Source organism: Streptomyces sp. HD (genome assembly GCF_028369295.1).
GTDB lineage: Bacteria > Actinomycetota > Actinomycetes > Streptomycetales > Streptomycetaceae > Streptomyces.
Map to the genome: position 1 here is coordinate 112,143 of NZ_JAQMYP010000027.1, position 19,274 is coordinate 131,416.

A 19,274-nucleotide genomic window follows, 5' to 3' on the forward strand; every position below is an offset into this window, starting at 1 on the left:
GGAATACGTCGATTACGCTCTGGGGCATGGCCGACGCACCGTACAAGCTGATCCTCCTCCGCCACGGCGAGAGCGAGTGGAACGCGAAGAACCTGTTCACCGGCTGGGTGGACGTCAACCTCAACGAGAAGGGCGAGAAGGAGGCGGTCCGCGGTGGCGAGCTCCTGAAGGACGCCGACCTCCTGCCCGACGTGGTCCACACGTCCCTCCAGAAGCGGGCGATCCGCACGGCCCAGCTGGCGCTGGAGTCGGCCGACCGCCACTGGATCCCGGTCCACCGCAGCTGGCGCCTGAACGAGCGCCACTACGGTGCCCTCCAGGGCAAGGACAAGGCCCAGACCCTCGCCGAGTTCGGCGAGGAGCAGTTCATGCTGTGGCGCCGTTCCTACGACACCCCGCCGCCCCCGCTTGAGGACGGCACGGAGTTCTCCCAGTCAGACGACCCGCGCTACGCGACGATCCCGCCGGAGCTGCGCCCCCGCACGGAGTGCCTGAAGGACGTCGTCGTCCGCATGCTCCCCTACTGGTACGACGGCATCGTCCCCGACCTCCTGACCGGCCGCACGGTCCTGGTCGCCGCCCACGGCAACAGCCTCCGCGCCCTGGTCAAGCACCTGGACGGCATCTCCGACGCCGACATCGCGGGCCTGAACATCCCCACGGGCATCCCCCTCTACTACGAGCTCGACGCCGACTTCAACCCGGTCACGCCGGGCGGCAAGTACCTGGACCCGGAGGCGGCCGCGGCGGCCATCGAGGCGGTCAAGAACCAGGGCAAGAAGAAGTAGCCCTTGCGCCTTGAGCCTCCTGCCTGCGGTTTCTCGCGGGTGGGAGGCTCTTTGCCGTTTGCCGGGCCCAAGTTGCGGCAACGCCCACGTGTCGAGCCCCCTCGCCTGCGGTTCACCACGGGCAAGGGGGCTCGACGGGCAGCGGGCGGCGTCGCTACGCCCCCGACCCCCGCCCCCGCATCTCGGCCTCGGCGTCCGCGACCGCGATCGTGATACCGAGGGCCTTGGCGATGTTGCCGGCCGCCGTCATGACGCGGGCCGTGCCCACGATGGGGGCGATGGCGACTAGGACGTCCTGGACCTGCTCGGCGGTTATGCCGGCCTGGATGGCGGGGTCGATGTGGGCGACGTAGGAGATCGGCGGGGCGTCCGACGCGGCGAGGGCCGCGATGCGGGTGAGCATGAACGTCTCCGGGGTCAGCCCGCACCGCTCGACCGAGTCGACGGTCATCGCGGCGATGGTGTCCAGTACTGGGGTTTCGGATGCTGTGGCCATGGCAGGTCGTCTCCAGTCGGGGTCGGGTCGGGGTCGTGAGAGGAATCGACCGGCGCCGACACGCGAGGGGCACTCACTCGCCGCAGCGCCTACCGCTCGACCGTAAGCCCGTCGCCCCCGGATCGCCTGTTGAGCCGAACGCCCTCAGGGCTCCGGGGAAACCGGGCTCGGGGAAGCCCGGTTCAGGAATCCCGGCCCCGGCTGTTCCCTCACGAGCCGGGCTCACACCGACAACGGCACCGCGTGGATCTCGTCCGCCTTGTGCCCGGCGCGCTCATGGATGCGCTGGACCGCTTCGGCCGAGGGCGCCTCGGAGAGGCAGTAGACGACGCCCGACTCGGGGTCGGCCCACGCCCGCTCGAAGTGCACGCGCTCGTCCTTCTCTATGGCGAGGTCCGCGTTGTGGGCCTCCCGAAGCTGGTCGGCCGTGATGCCCTTCATGTTGTGGTGTACGTCCATGTACTGAGCCATGCCTCGCACCTCCTCGCGATCCTGGTCTCCTTCCATGCTCCTCCCGCACGGCACCGGGAGCGAGGCGAGCGCCGACCCGCCGACCCGGCGGGCACGCGAAGGGCCCCGGTACGCCATCGCACCGGGGCCCTTCACCGTCGTACAAGAAACAGAACACCCTCACCCGCACTGGCAGGGATTCCCCGACTGGCACCCGCACGCGCAGCCCGAGCCACAGCCGCAGGCGCCGAAGAGCGGAAGGCTCCTGATGTCGGCGGGCTGCTCGGTCGCGCGAGCCTGGGTGGGGTCGGGTGCCGTGCCGGGAGTGCTGGGGGATTCGGCCATGGTGCCTCCTCAAGGCTGGAGCCTGTGCCCATTGCATGCCCGCCCCGCTGGGCGCATCAACGGCGCACAGAGGCTTGCACACGCCCCGAACAGACCCCCGCGAGCCCGCGTGACGAGCCGCCTCCGAGGCCCCCCGGAGGGCTTACGCCCCCTCCGCCCCCGAAACCTGCTGAATCTCCGGCTGGATGTCCGCCTGCAGCTCATCCGCGTGCTCACCCGTCACCAGGTACACCACACGCTTCGCCACGGCCACCGCATGGTCGGCGTACCGCTCGTAGTAACGGCCGAGCAGCGTCACGTCCACGGCCGTCTCGATGCCGTGCTTCCAGCGCTCGTCCATCAGGTGCTGGAAGAGCGTGCGGTGCAGGAGGTCCATCGCGTCGTCGTCCTGCTCCAGCTGGAGCGCGAGGTCGACGTCCTTGGTGACGAGCACCTCGGCCGCCTTCGCCATCAGGCGCTGCGCGAGCTGGCCCATCTCCAGGATGGTGGCGTGCAGGTCCTGCGGGATGGCGCGCGCGGGGTAGCGCAGCCGCGTGAGCTTCGCCACGTGCTGGGCGAGGTCGCCCGAGCGCTCCAGGTCGGCGGACATACGGAGCGAGGTGACGACTATCCGGAGGTCCGTCGCCACCGGCTGCTGACGGGCGAGCAGCGCTATGGCCCGCGCCTCCAGGTCGTGCTGGAGATCGTCGACCTTCTGGTCGGCCTCGATCACGCTCTCGGCCAGCTTCAGGTCGGAGTCGAGGATCGCCGCCGTGGCGCGCCCGATCGCCGACCCCACCATCCGGGCCATCTCCACCAGGCTGTCGCCGATCGAGTCCAGTTCCTCGTGGTACGCGTCCCGCATCAGGGGTCCCTCTCTTACGTCTGCCTCAGGGGGTTTCCGTCGAACCGTCGAGCGGTCAGTCTTACGGTCATGACCTCCGACAGTAAGACTGTCCCGAAAACGCCAGTCGGACTGTCGTGAAACCGCCAGTGTGATCTCCACGCTAAACCGCCAGGGCGAACCCGACGCTTCCACGATCCGGTCCCTACGCGTCCGTTTCCGCCACCCCAAATGAACCAACACTGGCTCCAAGGTGAACTCTGGGCGACGAGTGTTCGAGCTCGCACCTCGATGGCTGTGGCCGGCACCCACCCCATGCCTAACCTGGACGCATGGACGTGAACGCGGCGGTCGCCGCAGCGGCAGCGATCGCCGGGGTGCTTACCGGCGTCATCGCCATGCTGGCGTTCCGCTGGAGCGAACGCGACCTGCGGCGACCCACCCGAACCTCCCTGCACACCGACCCTGTCCTGCCACCCGGCGTGGACACGGTCCTGTCGGTGCTGCGCTCCTCCGCCGTCGTCCTGGACGAGGGGGACGCCGTGGTCAAGGCCAGCTCGGCGGCGTACGCCCTCGGTCTGGTGCGCGGCGGCAAGCTCTCCGTCGAGCCCATGCTCCAGATGGCCCGCGACACCAGACGTGACGGTGAGATAAGGCAGGTCGAGCTGGATCTGCCCAGGCGTGGCACCGGACGCGGCGAGGCCCTCGCCGTGTCCGCTCGCGTCGCGCCCCTCGGCTCCCGACTCGTCCTCCTCCTGGTCGAGGACCTCACCGAGGCCCGGCGGATAGAGGCGGTGCGACGTGACTTCGTCGCCAATGTGAGCCATGAGCTGAAGACGCCGGTCGGCGCCCTCTCCCTGCTGTCCGAGGCCGTCATGGACGCCTCCGACGACCCGGAGGCCGTGGAGCGCTTCGCCGGGCGCATGCAGATCGAGGCGACCCGGCTGACCAACCTGGTGCAGGAGCTCATCGACCTCTCCCGGGTGCAGAACGACGACCCGCTGGAGGACGCCGAGCCCGTCCGCGTCGACGAGCTCGTCGCCGAGGCGATCGACCGCTGCCGGCACGCCGCCGGCACGAAGCAGATCACCATGGCCTCGAATGTAGGGGTGCCCGAAGGGCCCGATCAGGGTGGTGGTGGGCGACGGGCGGGCGGCACCGAGGACCTCAGCATCTGGGGCAACCGGGGCCAGCTGGCCGCGGCGCTCGGCAACCTCGTCGAGAACGCCGTCAACTACTCGCCCGCCCGCACCCGCGTCGGCATCGCCGCACGCCGGATCAGCGCCCCGGGCGGGGACCTCATCGAGATCGCCGTGACCGACCAGGGCATCGGCATCTCGGACAAGGACAAGGAGCGCATCTTCGAGCGCTTCTACCGCGTCGACCCGGCCCGTTCCCGTGCCACTGGTGGCACCGGCCTCGGTCTCGCGATCGTCAAGCACGTGGCCGCCTCGCACAGCGGGGAGGTCACGGTGTGGAGCTCCGAGGGACAGGGCTCCACGTTCACCCTGCGGCTGCCGGAGGCGGGTGCGGCCCGCGACCGTGCTCAGCAGCACCCCGATCTCGACGACGAGGCCGGGCAGCCCGCACCATCGAATTCCCCCAATTCCCCCGACTCACCCGCGTACGAAACGCTTTCCGCCCCGGAGGTCCTTCCGTGACCCGAGTGCTCGTCGTCGAGGACGAGGAGTCCTTCTCCGACGCCCTGTCGTACATGCTCCGCAAGGAGGGCTTCGAGGTCGCCGTCGCGACCACCGGGCCCGACGGACTCGACGAGTTCGAGCGCAACGGCGCCGACCTCGTCCTCCTCGACCTGATGCTGCCCGGCCTGCCGGGCACCGAGGTCTGCCGTCAGCTGCGCGGCCGCTCAAACGTTCCGGTGATCATGGTCACCGCCAAGGACAGTGAGATCGACAAGGTCGTCGGCCTGGAAATAGGAGCCGATGACTACGTCACCAAGCCGTTCTCCTCGCGCGAGCTGGTCGCCCGTATCCGGGCCGTCCTGCGCCGCCGCGGCGAGCCCGAGGAGGTCACCCCGGCCGCGCTGGAGGCCGGTCCTGTCCGCATGGACGTCGACCGCCACGTGGTCACGGTCTCCGGCTCCAAGGTCGACCTCCCCCTCAAGGAATTCGACCTCCTGGAGATGCTGCTGCGCAACGCCGGCCGCGTCCTGACCCGCATGCAGCTCATCGACCGCGTCTGGGGTGCCGACTATGTCGGTGACACCAAGACCCTCGACGTCCACGTCAAGCGCCTGCGCGCCAAGATCGAGCCGGACCCGGGCGCCCCGCGCTACCTGGTGACGGTGCGCGGCCTCGGCTACAAGTTCGAGCCGTAGACAACACCGCCGGTACACCGAAGGGCGGGACCCCCGTTTCCGGGGGTCCCGCCCTTCTTCACGGCTGTGCAGGGGCCGTACGGCGGTCGGTCACGCCCGCTCAGTGACCGGCCGTCGTGTGCGAGGCGCCGTCGGACGGGGTCGCCGCGCCGCCCGCGCCGGCCTCGGATCCGGTACCGGCCTCGGTGCCCTCGGACGCCGTCGCGCTCGCGGAGGACTCGGCGCCCGGGGTGGCCCCGGCGGGGGACCCGGACGGCGAGCCGGAAGGCTTGGGCTTCGTGCCCGGCACGGCCGGGACCGCGCTCGGACCCCAGCTCTCGAAGTAGTGCTCGGACGGCACCACGAAGGCGCGCAGGCCCACGTCACCGGTCTTGCTGAAGGTGAAGGTGATCGCCTGGGCGTTGCCGTCCTGGAGGCCGTCGCGGCCCTTGGTGAGGACGGCGGAGGCGTTGCCCTCGCCACCGATGATCAGCGAGCCGCCGGCCGGGATGGTCAGGCTGCCGCCCTTGGCGGGCTTGAGCTCGGCCTTCTCACCGGAGTCGTCGACCTTGATCGAGTCCAGCGTCTGGGCGGACCGGCCGGAGTTGAACAGGGTCGCGGAGATCGCGGCCGGGCCGGTCGACTCCAGGTCGGGCTGGGTGATGACGATCGCGTTCTGGACCTTGATGTCGCCGACCGTGGTGGCCGCGTTGTCCGGCACGATCTGCAGCGTCTGGCTGTTGTTGCCGGCGCCGCACGCGGCGAGCGAGGTGATCGAGAACGCGATGGCGGCCGCGGCGAGGGCGCCGCGTCGAAGGCTGCTGCTCACGGCGGCGGCAACTCCTTGACTCGAACGGGGGCGAATAAAGCCGCCCTAAGTGTCTGTCAGCGGCCTTAGGTTACCGAGCCGTTCCCGCGCGACCGCACCCGACCCTCCCCTGAGCGGCCGAAGTACCGCGGAAGCGTCTCTCCGGTACCGCCGAACCGCCTCTTCGTACGTCTTCCGTGATCCTTCCCGTCACCCACGAGTGACCCGCGAGTCACATTGCCCGGACGCTCGTCCGCCATTCACATAAGACCCCCGCAAGGCGCGGCGCAAAATTTCCGTGAAGGAATGCGCGACCTTCCCGAAATTGATCAACAGGCGTGCTCGCGACCTGGGCCGTGATCAATTCCGGATTCGTCCGGGACCCGACTCCGGACGCCGAACGGAGTAGCGGAAGTCGCACACTTGGAACCGGACATTTGTGGATGTTCGGCCAGTCGGAGGTGCCTCCGGATGTGCGTAACGTGCGCGTTTCACCTCGCCCGCAGAGCCGCTCCGACCTGCGAATACCTACTTCCGCTCGGCCCGCGAAGCACGTTCCTGTCGGAGTTGTCAAGCCCCGAGATATGCCCTGACCTGCGAAAACGCCATTCAGAACCCGCAGTTTCCGTGTTACCCTGGATAGCCACGGAAGGGGTACCTGTCACATGACGTTCAAGGTTGGCGACACCGTGGTCTATCCCCATCACGGGGCCGCGCTGATCGAGGCCATCGAAACTCGCCAGATCAAAGGCGTGGACAAGACCTACTTGGTGCTGAAGGTCGCCCAGGGTGACCTGACGGTACGTGTGCCAGCGGACAATGCGGAGTTCGTCGGCGTGCGTGATGTGGTCGGTCAGGACGGGCTGGACCGGGTCTTCGAGGTGCTGCGCGCGCCGTACGCCGAGGAGCCCACGAACTGGTCGCGTCGCTACAAGGCAAATCTGGAGAAGCTCGCCTCCGGCGATGTCATCAAGGTCGCGGAAGTCGTGCGTGACCTGTGGCGTCGTGAGCGCGAGCGCGGACTCTCCGCCGGTGAGAAGCGCATGCTCGCCAAGGCCCGCCAGATCCTGGTGAGCGAACTCGCCCTCGCGGAGAACACCAACGAGGACAAGGCCGAGGCCCTGCTCGACGAGGTTCTCGCCTCCTGACGCGGTCCGTCCGCCTCAGTTCAGCACAGTCAGTCCCTGTGTTGTTTTAAAAGAAGTGCCGCGGTGCCCGATGACGTATTTCCTGTCGCCGGGCGCTGCGGCATGTTCGCTCACAGGCGCTGTGCGTCCTACCTCGGGTGTCCCCGATACTTTTGGTGTGCCGGGTCCGGGCAGCTGGCTCGACCGTTGTCACGGAAGGGTTCGGTCAAGACGTCCCACCCGGCACGCTGAGGCCATACCCACGTAGGCCGAGCACACAAACCTGACAGGAACCGATGTCTGACGATTCGCGCCCTTCACCCTCGGAAGTCCGTGCCGGAAGCCCTGCCGGGACCCCCGCCGGAGCCCGTACGGCTGTCGTGATCCCGGCCGCAGGCCGGGGCGTGCGCCTCGGTCCGGGCGCCCCCAAGGCGCTCCGCGCGCTGAACGGCACGCCCATGCTCATCCACGCCGTGCGCGCGATGGCCGCCTCCCGCGCCGTCTCCCTGGTGGTCGTGGTGGCCCCGCCCGACGGCGCCGCGGAGGTGAAGTCGCTCCTCGACGCGCACGCGCTGCCCGAGCGCACCGACTTCCTGGTCGTCCCCGGCGGCGAGTCACGCCAGGAATCCGTGAAGCTCGGCCTGGACGCGCTGCCGCCGGACCACGACATCGTCCTGGTGCACGACGCGGCCCGCCCGCTGGTCCCGGTGGACACGGTCGACGCGGTGATCGAAGCCGTACGCGACGGAGCGCCGGCCGTCGTCCCCGCCCTGCCGCTCGCGGACACGGTCAAGGAGGTCGAGCCGGCGCAGACGCCCGGTGGGCCGGAGCCCGTGGTGGCCACCCCGCAGCGCGCCCGCCTCCGCGCCGTACAGACCCCGCAGGGCTTCGACCGGGCCACGCTGATCCGCGCGCACGAGACGGTGACCGGCGACGTCACCGACGACGCGAGCATGGTCGAGCAGCTCGGCCTGACGGTCGTGGTCGTCCCCGGCCACGAGGAGGCCTTCAAGGTCACCCGCCCGCTGGACCTGGTCCTGGCGGAGGCGGTCCTGGCCCGCCGGAGGTTGAACGATGGCTTCTGACACCGAGATGCCGCTGCCCCAGGTCGGCATCGGCACCGACATCCACGCCTTCGAGGACGGCCGCGAGCTGTGGTGCGCGGGCCTGAAGTGGGAGGGCGAGGGCCCCGGCCTCGCCGGCCACTCCGACGCCGACGTCGTCGCGCATGCCGCCTGCAACGCCCTGTTCTCGGCAGCCGGCCTCGGCGACCTGGGCCGGCACTTCGGCACCGGCCGCCCGGAATGGTCCGGCGCCTCCGGCGTCGTACTCCTGACGGAGGCGGCCCGGATCGTGCGCGAGGCGGGCTTCCGTATCGGCAACGTCGCGGTCCAGGTGGTCGGCCCCCGCCCGAAGATCGGCAAGCGCCGGGACGAGGCCCAGAAGATCCTTTCGGAGGCGGCGGGAGCCCCGGTGTCGGTATCGGGCGCGACGACGGACGGCCTGGGTTTCCCCGGCCGAGGCGAGGGTCTGATGGCGGTGGCGACGGCGCTGGTGGTCCGGGCGGTCAGCCCTCACCTGCCCGCAGATGACAACTGACCACCAAACCGCACTTAGGCACCAGGCACTCCCGTCCGCCCACTACCCTGGTGTCGTGACCATTCGCCTGTACGACACCAGCGCCCGGCAGATCCGTGACTTCACCCCGCTTCAGCCGGGCTGTGTCTCGATCTACCTCTGTGGCGCCACCGTGCAGGCGGCACCGCACATCGGCCACATCCGCTCCGGGCTCAACTTCGACATCATGCGCCGCTGGTTCGAGTACCGCGGCTATGAGGTGACGTTCATCCGGAACGTCACGGACATCGACGACAAGATCATCGTCAAGTCCGTCGACCAGAACCGCCCTTGGTGGTCCATCGGCTACGAGAACGAGCGCGCCTTCACCGACGGCTACACCGCCCTGGGCTGCCTCCCGCCGACGTACGAGCCCCGCGCCACCGGCCATGTCACCGAGATGGTCGAGATGATGCGCGGCCTCATCGAGCGCGGACACGCCTACGAGGCGGACGGCAGCGTCTACTTCGACGTCCGTTCCTGGCCCTCCTACCTGGAGCTGTCCCGGCAGGACCTCGACGAGATGCGCCAGCCCGCCGAGGAGGGCATCAGCGGCAAGCGGGACCCGCGCGACTTCGCGATGTGGAAGGCCGCCAAGCCCGGCGAGCCCGACTGGGAGACGCCGTGGGGCCGGGGCCGTCCGGGCTGGCACCTGGAGTGCTCGGCGATGGCGCACAAGTACCTGGGCTCCGCCTTCGACATCCACGGCGGCGGCCTCGACCTGATCTTCCCGCACCACGAGAACGAGATCGCCCAGGCCAAGGCCTACGGCGACGACTTCGCCAAGTACTGGGTGCACAACGCCTGGGTCACCATGAGCGGCGAGAAGATGTCGAAGTCGCTCGGCAACAGCGTGCTCGTCTCCGAGATGGTCAAGCAGTGGCGCCCGATCGTCCTGCGCTACTACCTGGGCACCCCGCACTACCGCTCGATGATCGAGTACAGCGAGGAGGCCCTGCGCGAGGCCGAGTCGGCGTTCGCGCGGATCGAGGGCTTCGTGCAGCGCGTGGTGGAGAAGGCCGGCGTCGTCGAGCCGTCCGCCGAGGTGCCGCTCGCCTTCGCCGAGGCGATGGACGACGACCTGGGCGTCCCGCAGGCGCTCGCCGTCGTGCACACCACCGTCCGGCAGGGCAACAGCGCACTGGCCGCCGACGACAAGGAAGCCGCCGTGGCCCGCCTCGCCGAGGTGCGCGCCATGCTCGGCGTCCTCGGCCTGGACCCGCTGGACCCGCACTGGGCGGGCGAGACCGACCGGGGCGAAGATCTGCACGGCGTGGTCGACAGCCTCGTACGCCTGGTCCTCGACCAGCGCGAGGCGGCCCGCGCCCGCAAGGACTGGACGACCGCGGACGCCATCCGCGACCAGCTCAAGCAGTCGGGGCTGGCCATCGAGGACGGCCCCGACGGACCCCGCTGGAGCCTGGGTCCGCGCTGAGCGGCCCCGGCGCCCGGAAGATCGATTGTGCCGCCCGGCCTCCCGGGCGGCACACTTCATAGACGTACGTACGACAGCTCACGACAGACAGGTAGGTCATGGCCGCGAACAACCGCCGCATGTCCGGCAAGAAGGGCGCGCAGGTCGGCAGTGGCGGCCAGCGGCGCAAGGGCCTGGAGGGCAAGGGCCCGACCCCGCCCGCCGAGATGCGCAAGGGACACAAGAAGAACCGCATCGCGGGCGCCAAGGCGAAGCAGGCCGTCCGCCGTCCGGCGCCGCGCGGCCGCGGCGGCAAGAGCACGTCCGAGCTTGTCGTAGGTCGTAACCCGGTCGTGGAGGCACTGCGCGAGGGCGTCCCGGCCTCCACCCTCTACGTCCAGCAGTTCATCGACAACGACGAGCGCGTCCGTGAGGCCCTCCAGCTCGCCGCCGAGCGCGGTGGCATCAACCTCATGGAGGCCCCGCGCCCCGAGCTGGACCGTATGACCAACGGCCTGAACCACCAGGGCCTGGTCCTCCAGGTCCCGCCCTACGAGTACGCCCACCCCGAGGACCTGGCCGACGCCGCCGCGGACGACGGCGAGGACCCGCTCATCGTCGCCCTGGACGGCGTGACGGACCCGCGCAACCTCGGTGCCGTGGTCCGCTCGGTCTCCGCGTTCGGCGGCCACGGAGTCGTCGTACCCGAGCGTCGTGCGGCGGGCATGACGGCCGGCGCCTGGAAGACGTCGGCGGGCACGGCGGCGCGCACCCCGGTCGCCCGCGCCACGAACCTGACCCGCGCCCTGGAGGCGTACAAGAAGGCGGGCCTCGTGGTCGTCGGCCTCGCCGCCGACGGCGAGGTCGAGCTCGGCGAACTGGAGGCCCTGGCGGGCCCGGTGGTCATCGTGGTCGGCAGCGAGGGCAAGGGCCTGTCGCGCCTGGTCGGCGAGACGTGCGACTTCCGGGTACGCATCCCGATGCCGGGCGGTGCCGAGTCCCTCAACGCCGGTGTGGCGGCAGGCATCGTCCTCTACGAGGCGGCCCGCCGACGCGTCTGAACAGACATCCGTGGCGTCACCCGTGCGGGTTAATTCTGGTGACAGTGGTGCGACCTGCGCATCCTTGACGGGGTCCGGACAGATCGGACCGGTCAAAGCAGTGTCCTAACGTCACGTCACTCGGTTAGTTGAGTGTGGACACCAGAACACCCCGCACACCCACGGGGGACCGCTCGTCGGGTTACGACGACGCTCCCGCGCTGAGCATGGTGAAGGTGCCGAGCGATCCGGCGCAGATCATCGTCAATCACGCGAGTTTCCGCGTGTTGCTGGGTGCGTCGACCGGGCGCACCAAAACCCCGCGCATCGCACGGCACCAGAGCGCCACCGAGGACACCTCCCGTATTCCCGCCGTCAACACGGCCGGCAGAGCGGGCGCGGCCCCCGGCGCCCGCCGCCGGGTCTCCGTCTGGAACGGCACGTCCGCGCCCGACGACACCGGCGCCCACCGCCTGCTCCAGGCCGTGCGGGACGGCAGCGTCCGCCACGGCGACGAACCGGGTCCCCCCGGGGCCACCCAGGTCATCCCGCGCGTGGGCGTCGGCGGCTATGACGACGGCTTCGACGCGGCCTACGACGACGAGTTGTCGCAGACCGTCGAGACGCCGATCGTCGGCGCGCAGCGCAGGCACGAGTCGGTCGAGACCCGGCTGCTGCCCCACATGCGCACGGTCGAGAGCGCCTACGACGAGGAACTCGCGTACCAGGACGAGGGCTTCGAGGAGTTCGGGCAGGGCGACGACGAGGACGCGGCCGACCCGCCCGCCAAGCGCCCCGGCGCCGACGACCCGGCACGGCACGCCTACTACCCCGGCCGCCGGATGAACCTCGGGGTCGTCCTCCTCCCGCTCCGCGTCTTCCTCGGCTTCATCTCCATCTACGCCGGCATGGGCAAGCTCTGCGACCCCGTCTACTTCGACGGCGGCAAGCGCGGCTCCATGGTCAAGTGGCTCAACACCCTGCACCCCTGGGAAGTGGCCGAGCCGCTGCGCCAGTTCGCCCTGGAGCACCCCGTCGGATCCGGCCTGGTCATCGCCTTCTTCCAGGTCATCGTGGGCGTCCTGACGGTCCTTGGGTGCTGGCAGCGGGTGGCCGCGGTGGTGGGTGCCCTGCTGTCCGCCGCGCTCCTGCTCACCGTCAGCTGGAAGAGCGTCCCCGTCTACGACGCCCCCGACATCATCTACCTCGCCGCGTGGTCCCCGCTGATCATCGCGGGCGCCCCCGTCTACTCGATCGACGGTCGCCTGGCAGGCATGGCGTGGCGCCGTCTCGGCCCGCGCTCCGACATCTGGGAGCTGCGCAGCTACGTCCTGCGCCGAGGTGCTCTGATCACGGCGATCGTCACCGGCCTGACGCTCCTGATCGGCTCTCTGCTGGGCGGAGCGGTCCGCGACTCCGACCGGGTGGTCGTCCCCGGCCCCGGCGAGGCCCCCCGCAACGAACTGCCCGGCTCGCCCCTGCCCCAGGACTCCGACAGCCGGCACGGGCGGACCCCGTCGGCCTCCAACTCGCCCACCCAGGGCGCCACGTCGGGAGCGGCCACCCCGTCGGGTGCCGCGACGACGCCGGGCGCCACCAGCGACGCGGGTGCGACCGGTGCGGGTACGCCGAGCCAGACGCAGGGCACCGCCGGGCAGGCCCCGCCCCAGCAGTCCACGCCGGCCGACGACGCCCCCAGCACCAGCACCGGCCCGTCCTCCGGAGGCCCCACGTCCGGCGGCGGCTCCACCGGCGGCTCCGGCAACGGAGGCTCCACCTCCGGGGAACCGGGGCTCGTGGGCGGCCTGTTGGGCTAGAAGGGCCGGCAGTCCCTCCACCGGCTGACCCGAAGGACGAGCCGTCGAGCACGACAACGATGGGCCCGGACGAATCCAACGTCCGGGCCCATCCCCGTACCCCTCACAACAGCCAGTCCCTCGCCCCCGCCGCCCCTACCCGTCCCATCCCCAGGGGCTCCGCCCCTTCAACCCCGTCAGTGGCTCCGCCCCTTCGACCCCGCTGGGGCTGCCGCCCCAGACCCCGCTACGGCCCCCCCCCCGAAAGGGCCTCGTCCTCAAACGCCGGACGGGCTGAGAGGCGCGGAGCGGCGTCGAGAAGTGGCGCCCTGCTGGGGGTGGATGGGGCTTTGGGGCGGCGTACCCCCACTTGCCCGCAGTCGCGTACGGCGGGAAGGGGACGTGCCGGGGGGTGTCCGCCCGCAGTGGCCGGCGTCAAGACACGGCACCTCCTGGCCTACGCCAGCCGCCGGTCCGAGGACGGACACCCCCCGGCACGGCCCCGACCCACAACGCACCCGCAGGCGCTACGCGCACCCCCACCGATCACCAGCAGGCCGCCGCAGGCATGGACGCGCACCCCCACCGATCACCAGCAGGCCGCCGCAGGCATGGACGCGCACCCCCACCGAACACCAGCAGGCCGCCGCAGGCATCCCGCCCGCCCAACCGCCGGAGGCAACCGTCAGCGGCCCAGCGCCGCCAGTTCCCGCGCCGCCTCCGTCAGGTCCTTCGCCGTGTCGATGGCGCGCCAGTACGCGCCCTGGGGGATCGGGAAGCCTGCCAGGCGGCGTTCACGGGCCAGATGCGGGAACGTGGTGCGCTCGTGGTCACCGCGCTCGGGGAGGAGAGAGGCGAAGGCGGGCGAGAAGACGTACACGCCCGCGTTGATCTCGAACGTCGACGGCGGCGACTCGATGAAGTCGGTGATGTGCCCGAAGCCGTCCGTCTGCACGGCACCCCACGGAAGACGCGGCCGCGCCAGGGCCAACGTGGCGACGGCGTCGCGCTCAGTGTGGAAGTCGGCCATGTCGCGCAGCGAGAAGCGCGTCCAGATGTCGCCGTTGGTGGCGTACCACGACCGATCGGGATGCGGCAGATGCGCGGCCGCGTACTTCAGACCGCCACCCCGCCCGAGCGGCTCCGTCTCGACGACGGTCGTCACCCGCACCGGCAGCTCGGCCGACTTCAGCCAGTCCTGCAACACCTCGGCGAGGTGGCCGCAGCTGACCACCACGTCCGTCACACCCTCCTCGGCGAGCCAGGCCAGCTGATGGCCGATGATCGGCGTCCCCGTACCGGGGATCTCGACCATCGGCTTGGGCCGGTCGTCGGTGTACGGACGCAGCCGGGACCCCTGGCCACCGGCCAGGATGACGGCTTGCACGGGGCGGGACGCGGCGCTCGGATCAGTCATGCCCGAACTGTACGCGGCGCCCCGCTCGCGGCATTCGCCGACAACCGTTGCTCAATCAACCGTTGCGGCGCTCAGCTGTGCGCCGCCGCCACGCCCGAGGCGAAGGCGGTGTCGCAGACGGGACGGGAGTACGACTGCGCCCGTGTCGGACCGTAGACGCGAACCGCCGCGCGACCGAGTGCCCGGGCGATCGAGGCGCAGTGCCGGGCCAGCGACGGACGGTCGTTGACGGCCTGCTGGAGGTGGCCCAGGGCGAGGCCCGGGTTCTTCTCCTGCAGTTCGGTCAACAACTGGTCGCGCAGCACGTCCTGCGGGGCGCGCGGAGCTGCGTTCTTCGCGTCACCCGCGCTTGAGACGTCGGTCGCCGCGAGCACCGAGTCCGAGGGATCCCCCGACCAGTTGACTCGGGTGACCGCGAGGGTCCCGGAGAGCACCAGGACGACGGGCAGGACGAGGGCGAGAGTGCGGCCGAGCTGGCGGGCGGGGCCCCGGTGGCCGCGTCGTGTCTGTTGGATGGTGGAGTGCTTCACGCGAGTGAGGGTAGCGTTCAGTACTGATATGGCGACATTTGGTCACCGGTTCGGGGGACGAAGTGGTGCTCTTTCCCGAACGGTACGTTGACGCACAGTGCTCGAAATGACCCGATCTGCCGGGGTATTTGTCGACACCGAAGAGGGCCCCGCAGGCGTCTGCGGGGCCCTCTTCGTCAACCTGGGTGAATTACCCGGAGTTGTACTGCCTGTGCGACCTCAGTCGGAGAGCCGCTCGCCCGTGGAGGTCGAGAACACGTGGGTCTCGCCGGAGCGCGGGACGATGTGCAGCGTGCTGCCCTTTTCCGGGACGTCACGGCCGCTGACACGGACGACGAGGTCCTTGGAGTCCTCGCCGACCTTGGCGGTGCCGTAGACGTACGCGTCGGCGCCGAGCTCCTCGACGACGTTGACGGTGACCGCGAGACCCTGGTCCGACTCGGAGCCGGCCACGTCGAAGTGCTCGGGACGCACACCCACGGTGACGGTCTTGTCCGGGGCCGCGGAGAGCGCGTCGCGGTCCACCGGCACGACCGAGTTGCCGAACTTCACACCGCCGTCGGTGATCGGGACCTCGACCAGGTTCATGGCGGGGGAGCCGATGAAGCCGGCGACGAAGAGGTTGGCCGGGCGGTCGTACATGTTGCGCGGGGTGTCGACCTGCTGGAGCAGACCGTCCTTGAGGACCGCCACACGGTCGCCCATCGTCATGGCCTCGACCTGGTCGTGGGTGACGTAGACGGTGGTGATGCCGAGACGGCGCTGCAGCGAGGCGATCTGCGTACGGGTCGACACACGGAGCTTGGCGTCCAGGTTGGACAGCGGCTCGTCCATGAGGAACACCTGCGGCTCACGCACGATGGCGCGACCCATGGCGACACGCTGGCGCTGACCACCGGAGAGGGCCTTCGGCTTGCGGTCCAGGTACTCGGTGAGGTCGAGGATCTTCGCGGCCTCCTCGACCTTCTTGCGGATCTCCGCCTTGTTGACGCCGGCGATCTTGAGCGCGAAGCCCATGTTGTCGGCGACGGTCATGTGCGGGTACAGCGCGTAGTTCTGGAACACCATGGCGATGTCCCGGTCCTTCGGCGGCAGGTGCGTGACGTCGCGGTCACCGATGCGGATGGCGCCGGCGTTGACGTCCTCAAGCCCCGCCAGCATGCGGAGCGAGGTGGACTTGCCGCAGCCGGACGGGCCGACCAGTACGAGGAACTCTCCGTCCTCGATGTGGATGTCGAGCGCGTCCACGGCGGGCTTCTCGGTGCCCGGGTAGATCCGGGTCGCCTTGTCGAACGAGACAGTGGCCATGGTGAATGGGCCCCCTTCTACCGGCAGGAACGTGCCGGACGATCCGTTGTAGGAAGGTGGTTGGTTTAGTCCACATGTGCGGACTGGCTCTGGACGGTACCTGGCGTTCGCCTGATCTGTCAGTACCTGGGGGCATGTGAACTTCGCGGAAATTTTCGACAGGGGGCCCTCGGAACCTGGGTACACTGCACGGGCGCGTGCGCCTCAGGTGCGCGCAGGCCTCCTTAGCTCAGTTGGTCCAGAGCGGCTGTCTTGTAAACAGCAGGTCGTCGGTTCGAATCCGACAGGGGGCTCCGACAACGCCGGTAATCCGAACACAAAAGCCTGGCGTGACGCTCCGCTTTCCGGGGGTCACGCCAGGCATTTTTTCTGTACGTCTTTCGCACGCGATGCGCCCCCATCTCCCCTCTCGGACACGGGATATGCACCGACATGGAACCTCGGTCGTTACTGCTAGTGTTCGTGCAGTCACAGTAGGCAATCAGCCTCTATGTATAGGTAATGAAAACCGAGGGTTCCATGCGCAAGCTTCACCAGGTCATGATCGTTGCGGCGGCGGCCGGCAGCCTGTCCGCCATCGGTGCCGGTACGGGTGTCGCCTACGAGGCGAGCACGACCGACCTCTACCGCCCCTACCAGGAGTGCAGCCCGCAGACGGTTGCCGCGACCGACGTCCCGGTCGCCGTGCTCGGTCTCTCCGAGACCTTCGACACCACCTGCGGTCAGTTCAACAACGCCTTCACGGGCTGAGGTCGGCGGCGTAGTCGTGCGCGACGCCTTCCGCGGGCCCCTTCGGGGTCGATCCCCGAGGGGGCCCGTTCATGTACGGCTGCCCGGAGCGCAGGTCCGCTCCCGTGGCCCGTACGGGAGCGCTGTCGCCGAACTCCCTCGAAGCCCGGGTCAGTCCTTCACTTCGTAAGCGAATCGGCCCCGAACATCCCGGACATGGGGTGGGCGCCGGGGCCCGTATCTCCGACCTCCGGGGCCCGGCGCGGCAGTTCACGGCGCACGGCGCCCCGGGCACCCCTCACGAAGGAGACGCAACACATGTTCAACGGAAAGAAGATCGCGGCCGTCTCGGGGCTTCTCGGCGGCCTCGCCCTGACCTGTATCGGCATCACCCCGGCGCACGCCGCGGCGGCCCCGCCCTCCTGCACGACCGACAGCGAGGGCCTGATCAGGTGCACCCAGCAGATCGTGGGCGAGACGCCGCAGGGCGACAACTACCTCGTCCGCCGGTCGGTGAACTGCCAGCCGAGCAAGCCCGTGACCGTTCCCGCTCCGGGTCTGCTGTCCAACGGGCAGACGCGGATCGGCCCCCACATCACCTGCAGCGACATGTCGCCCGCGGCGACGCCGGCGACGGACAACACTGACAACGCCCCCGAGATCGGCGCCGTCGGCAGCGCCCTTCAGCACCTGTTCGGCGGCGGCGCGTAACCTCCGACGCCCTCCCCGTCTCTCAAGCAGCGGATGGCCGGACCGGGTTGACCTGGTCCGGCCATCCGCTGTTTCCGCGTCCCGGAGGTCGGCAAACGGGTGACCGTCCCTCGCCGCCCGTGACTCGCCCTCGGGGAAACGTCGTTCCTCTAAGGGAGAACGGTGCGCGCACGACGGCCGTATCCCCTGCCTCCTCAATTCCCTTCACGTCCATGGCGGGACGAACGAAAGGGCTCCTTGCCATGGGCCGACACGACACAGAGAAGGGCCAAAGATCCCAAATTGCTACGGATTACGTGTATATGCTCACACTAAGTAGTCAACCAGGGCTTTCGTGCCCGGGAAGAAAGGGTCAAACTATGCGCAGGTTTCAGCGCGTTGCCGTCGTAGCCGCCGCTGTCGCAGGGCTGTCCGCCTTCGGTGCCGCCGGTTCCGCGTTCGCCCACGAGGAGGGCTGGGACGCCCAGAACGTCACCGCGGTGGCCACCTCGACGGCCAACGCCATGGGTACGTGGGGTGCTCCGTCCGACAAGGCGCACGCTGCTCCGCAGGCCGCGCCCGAGGCCGCGCCGCAGGCCGCGCCGGAAGCAGCTCCCAAGACCGTGGCGCCGGAATACGCCTACGGCGATTACTCCGCTCCTACCGCTGCCCAGTAACAAAAGCACCGAGGAATCGATGCGTGAGTTTCAGGGCACTGCGAATGTCGTCGTGACGATCGCGGGGCGGATGGCTCCGTAATCCGCGCCACGGTCGGCCTCATGGGGCGTTACTCACGGCAGGCGCATCGGTATCCGTCGGACCCTTGGCAAAGCAGCCCGGACGCGCGGCAGAACCCTCAGGGTGCGCGCCCGGGCTGCAGCAGTGTCGTCGCCGGACGAATCCGAGAACGCGTCCGGCGGCGGTTTCCGTGTTTCCACGTTCTCCAAGGCTCGGGTGTGCGCCGGTCGTCGGCGCGGTCGCCCGGGCCTCGATTGCAAAGGACGCAGTACATGATCGGTCGACAGAAGATCGCAACCGTCACCGGGCTGCTCGGGGCGCTCGCCGTGATCTACAGCGGTGCCGCCGCGCCGGCGTACGCCGATGGCGACTCCAAGGGTGCGTGCACGATCACCACCCAGGGGGACATCGTCTGCATCAAGAAGAGCGAGAAGGTCATCAAGGACAAGCGCGGGTACGCCATCAAGCAGGCGCAGGACTGCGAGGTCACCGAGCATCCGCGCGTCGCGTTCGACGGGCGGCTGGCGAACGACGAGTCCGAGCGGTCCGGTCCGGTCGTGGAGTGCTCCAACTCGACGCATCTGCCCAAGGGGGTCAAGGTGCCCAAGTTCAAGTTCAAGTTCTGAGCGCGGACGGCGAATGCCGGACCGGGAGTTGATCCCGGTCCGGCATTTTCTGTTCTCCGGGACGGAAGCCGGACGGCAAAAGACCGGTGGGGCGGGCCGGGGGGGGGGGGGGGGGGGGGGGGGGGGGGGGGGTTTTTTTTTTTTTTTTTTTTGGGGGGGGGGGGGGGGGGGGGGGTGGCTTTGTTTTTGGGGGGGGGGGGGGGGGGGGGGGGGGG

Annotated in this window: 20 protein-coding genes and 1 tRNA gene; 14 read left to right on the forward strand and 7 right to left on the reverse strand. The window is 69.7% G+C overall.

Annotated features, from left to right (window positions below; all coding sequences use genetic code 11):
* The first annotated feature begins 26 nt into the window (after positions 1-26).
* Positions 27-788 (forward strand): phosphoglyceromutase, encoded by a 762-nt coding sequence (locus tag POF73_RS25695; protein ID WP_062723775.1) that lies wholly within the window; start codon positions 27-29, stop codon positions 786-788.
* A gap of 154 nt (positions 789-942) precedes the next feature.
* Here POF73_RS25695 and POF73_RS25700 read toward each other — a convergent pair whose 3' ends face one another.
* From POF73_RS25700 to phoU, 3 genes are all read right to left on the reverse strand, one after another.
* Positions 943-1,284 carry a carboxymuconolactone decarboxylase family protein gene (locus POF73_RS25700; RefSeq protein ID WP_272119590.1) on the reverse strand — a complete coding sequence of 114 codons (342 nt, stop codon included), beginning with the start codon at positions 1,282-1,284 and terminating at the stop codon, positions 943-945.
* 222 nt (positions 1,285-1,506) lie between these two features.
* Positions 1,507-1,755 (reverse strand): SCO4226 family nickel-binding protein, encoded by a 249-nt coding sequence (locus POF73_RS25705; RefSeq protein ID WP_272119592.1) that lies wholly within the window; start codon positions 1,753-1,755, stop codon positions 1,507-1,509.
* A gap of 466 nt (positions 1,756-2,221) precedes the next feature.
* On the reverse strand, positions 2,222-2,923 hold the full coding sequence (gene phoU, locus POF73_RS25710; RefSeq protein WP_272119594.1) for a phosphate signaling complex protein PhoU: 702 nt from the start codon (positions 2,921-2,923) through the stop codon (positions 2,222-2,224).
* A gap of 311 nt (positions 2,924-3,234) precedes the next feature.
* On the opposite strand from phoU, the gene POF73_RS25715 reads away from it, so the two are divergent.
* Together POF73_RS25715 and POF73_RS25720 are read left to right on the forward strand one after the other, a co-directional pair.
* Complete coding sequence (locus tag POF73_RS25715; protein WP_272119596.1) at positions 3,235-4,563, forward strand: sensor histidine kinase; 1,329 nt, start codon at positions 3,235-3,237, stop codon at positions 4,561-4,563.
* Entirely contained in the window at positions 4,560-5,240 is a 681-nt protein-coding gene (locus POF73_RS25720; protein ID WP_015659563.1) for a response regulator transcription factor, read from the forward strand. Before POF73_RS25715 ends, POF73_RS25720 begins: the two co-directional genes overlap by 4 nt.
* A 100-nt stretch (positions 5,241-5,340) precedes the next feature.
* Here the strand turns inward: POF73_RS25720 and POF73_RS25725 are convergent, their stop codons facing one another.
* Entirely contained in the window at positions 5,341-6,048 is a 708-nt protein-coding gene (locus POF73_RS25725; protein ID WP_272119613.1) for a DUF461 domain-containing protein, read from the reverse strand.
* Between the two features lie 644 nt (positions 6,049-6,692).
* Between POF73_RS25725 and POF73_RS25730 the strand changes: the two genes are divergently transcribed.
* From POF73_RS25730 to POF73_RS25755, 6 genes are all read left to right on the forward strand, one after another.
* Positions 6,693-7,175: a CarD family transcriptional regulator gene (locus POF73_RS25730; protein ID WP_003953493.1), complete on the forward strand. Its 483-nt coding sequence runs from the start codon at positions 6,693-6,695 to the stop codon at positions 7,173-7,175.
* 275 nt (positions 7,176-7,450) lie between these two features.
* Complete coding sequence (gene ispD / locus POF73_RS25735; protein WP_272119790.1) at positions 7,451-8,239, forward strand: 2-C-methyl-D-erythritol 4-phosphate cytidylyltransferase; 789 nt, start codon at positions 7,451-7,453, stop codon at positions 8,237-8,239.
* The gene (gene ispF / locus POF73_RS25740) at positions 8,229-8,753 is read left to right on the forward strand and encodes a 2-C-methyl-D-erythritol 2,4-cyclodiphosphate synthase (protein ID WP_272119792.1); all 525 of its coding nucleotides are present in this window, start codon (positions 8,229-8,231) and stop codon (positions 8,751-8,753) included. Before ispD ends, ispF begins: the two co-directional genes overlap by 11 nt.
* 55 nt (positions 8,754-8,808) lie before the next feature.
* Positions 8,809-10,206 (forward strand): cysteine--tRNA ligase, encoded by a 1,398-nt coding sequence (cysS, locus tag POF73_RS25745; protein WP_272119794.1) that lies wholly within the window; start codon positions 8,809-8,811, stop codon positions 10,204-10,206.
* A 98-nt stretch (positions 10,207-10,304) separates the two neighbouring features.
* Complete coding sequence (rlmB, locus tag POF73_RS25750) at positions 10,305-11,246, forward strand: 23S rRNA (guanosine(2251)-2'-O)-methyltransferase RlmB (protein WP_272119796.1); 942 nt, start codon at positions 10,305-10,307, stop codon at positions 11,244-11,246.
* Positions 11,247-11,380: 134 nt separating this feature from the next.
* Positions 11,381-13,042, forward strand: coding sequence for a DoxX family protein (locus POF73_RS25755; RefSeq protein WP_272119823.1), 1,662 nt, complete (start codon positions 11,381-11,383; stop codon positions 13,040-13,042).
* A 664-nt stretch (positions 13,043-13,706) separates the two neighbouring features.
* Here POF73_RS25755 and POF73_RS25760 read toward each other — a convergent pair.
* The 3 genes from POF73_RS25760 to POF73_RS25770 form a co-directional block, all read right to left on the reverse strand.
* Positions 13,707-14,438 carry a nucleotidyltransferase family protein gene (locus POF73_RS25760; protein WP_272119798.1) on the reverse strand — a complete coding sequence of 244 codons (732 nt, stop codon included), beginning with the start codon at positions 14,436-14,438 and terminating at the stop codon, positions 13,707-13,709.
* A gap of 71 nt (positions 14,439-14,509) precedes the next feature.
* On the reverse strand, positions 14,510-14,968 hold the full coding sequence (locus POF73_RS25765; protein ID WP_272119800.1) for a hypothetical protein: 459 nt from the start codon (positions 14,966-14,968) through the stop codon (positions 14,510-14,512).
* Between the two features lie 219 nt (positions 14,969-15,187).
* Positions 15,188-16,276, reverse strand: a complete 1,089-nt coding sequence (locus tag POF73_RS25770; RefSeq protein WP_272119802.1) for an ABC transporter ATP-binding protein — start codon at positions 16,274-16,276, stop codon at positions 15,188-15,190.
* Between the two features lie 218 nt (positions 16,277-16,494).
* On the opposite strand from POF73_RS25770, the gene POF73_RS25775 reads away from it, so the two are divergent.
* From POF73_RS25775 to POF73_RS25795, 5 genes are all read left to right on the forward strand, one after another.
* Positions 16,495-16,569 (forward strand) — tRNA-Thr (locus POF73_RS25775).
* Between the two features lie 226 nt (positions 16,570-16,795).
* On the forward strand, positions 16,796-17,026 hold the full coding sequence (locus POF73_RS25780; protein WP_272119804.1) for a hypothetical protein: 231 nt from the start codon (positions 16,796-16,798) through the stop codon (positions 17,024-17,026).
* A gap of 297 nt (positions 17,027-17,323) precedes the next feature.
* Entirely contained in the window at positions 17,324-17,716 is a 393-nt protein-coding gene (locus POF73_RS25785) for a hypothetical protein (RefSeq protein WP_272119805.1), read from the forward strand.
* A gap of 359 nt (positions 17,717-18,075) precedes the next feature.
* Positions 18,076-18,372 carry a hypothetical protein gene (locus POF73_RS25790; protein WP_272119807.1) on the forward strand — a complete coding sequence of 99 codons (297 nt, stop codon included), beginning with the start codon at positions 18,076-18,078 and terminating at the stop codon, positions 18,370-18,372.
* 333 nt (positions 18,373-18,705) lie between these two features.
* Positions 18,706-19,059, forward strand: coding sequence for a hypothetical protein (locus tag POF73_RS25795; protein ID WP_272119809.1), 354 nt, complete (start codon positions 18,706-18,708; stop codon positions 19,057-19,059).
* The last annotated feature ends 215 nt before the right edge of the window (positions 19,060-19,274 follow it).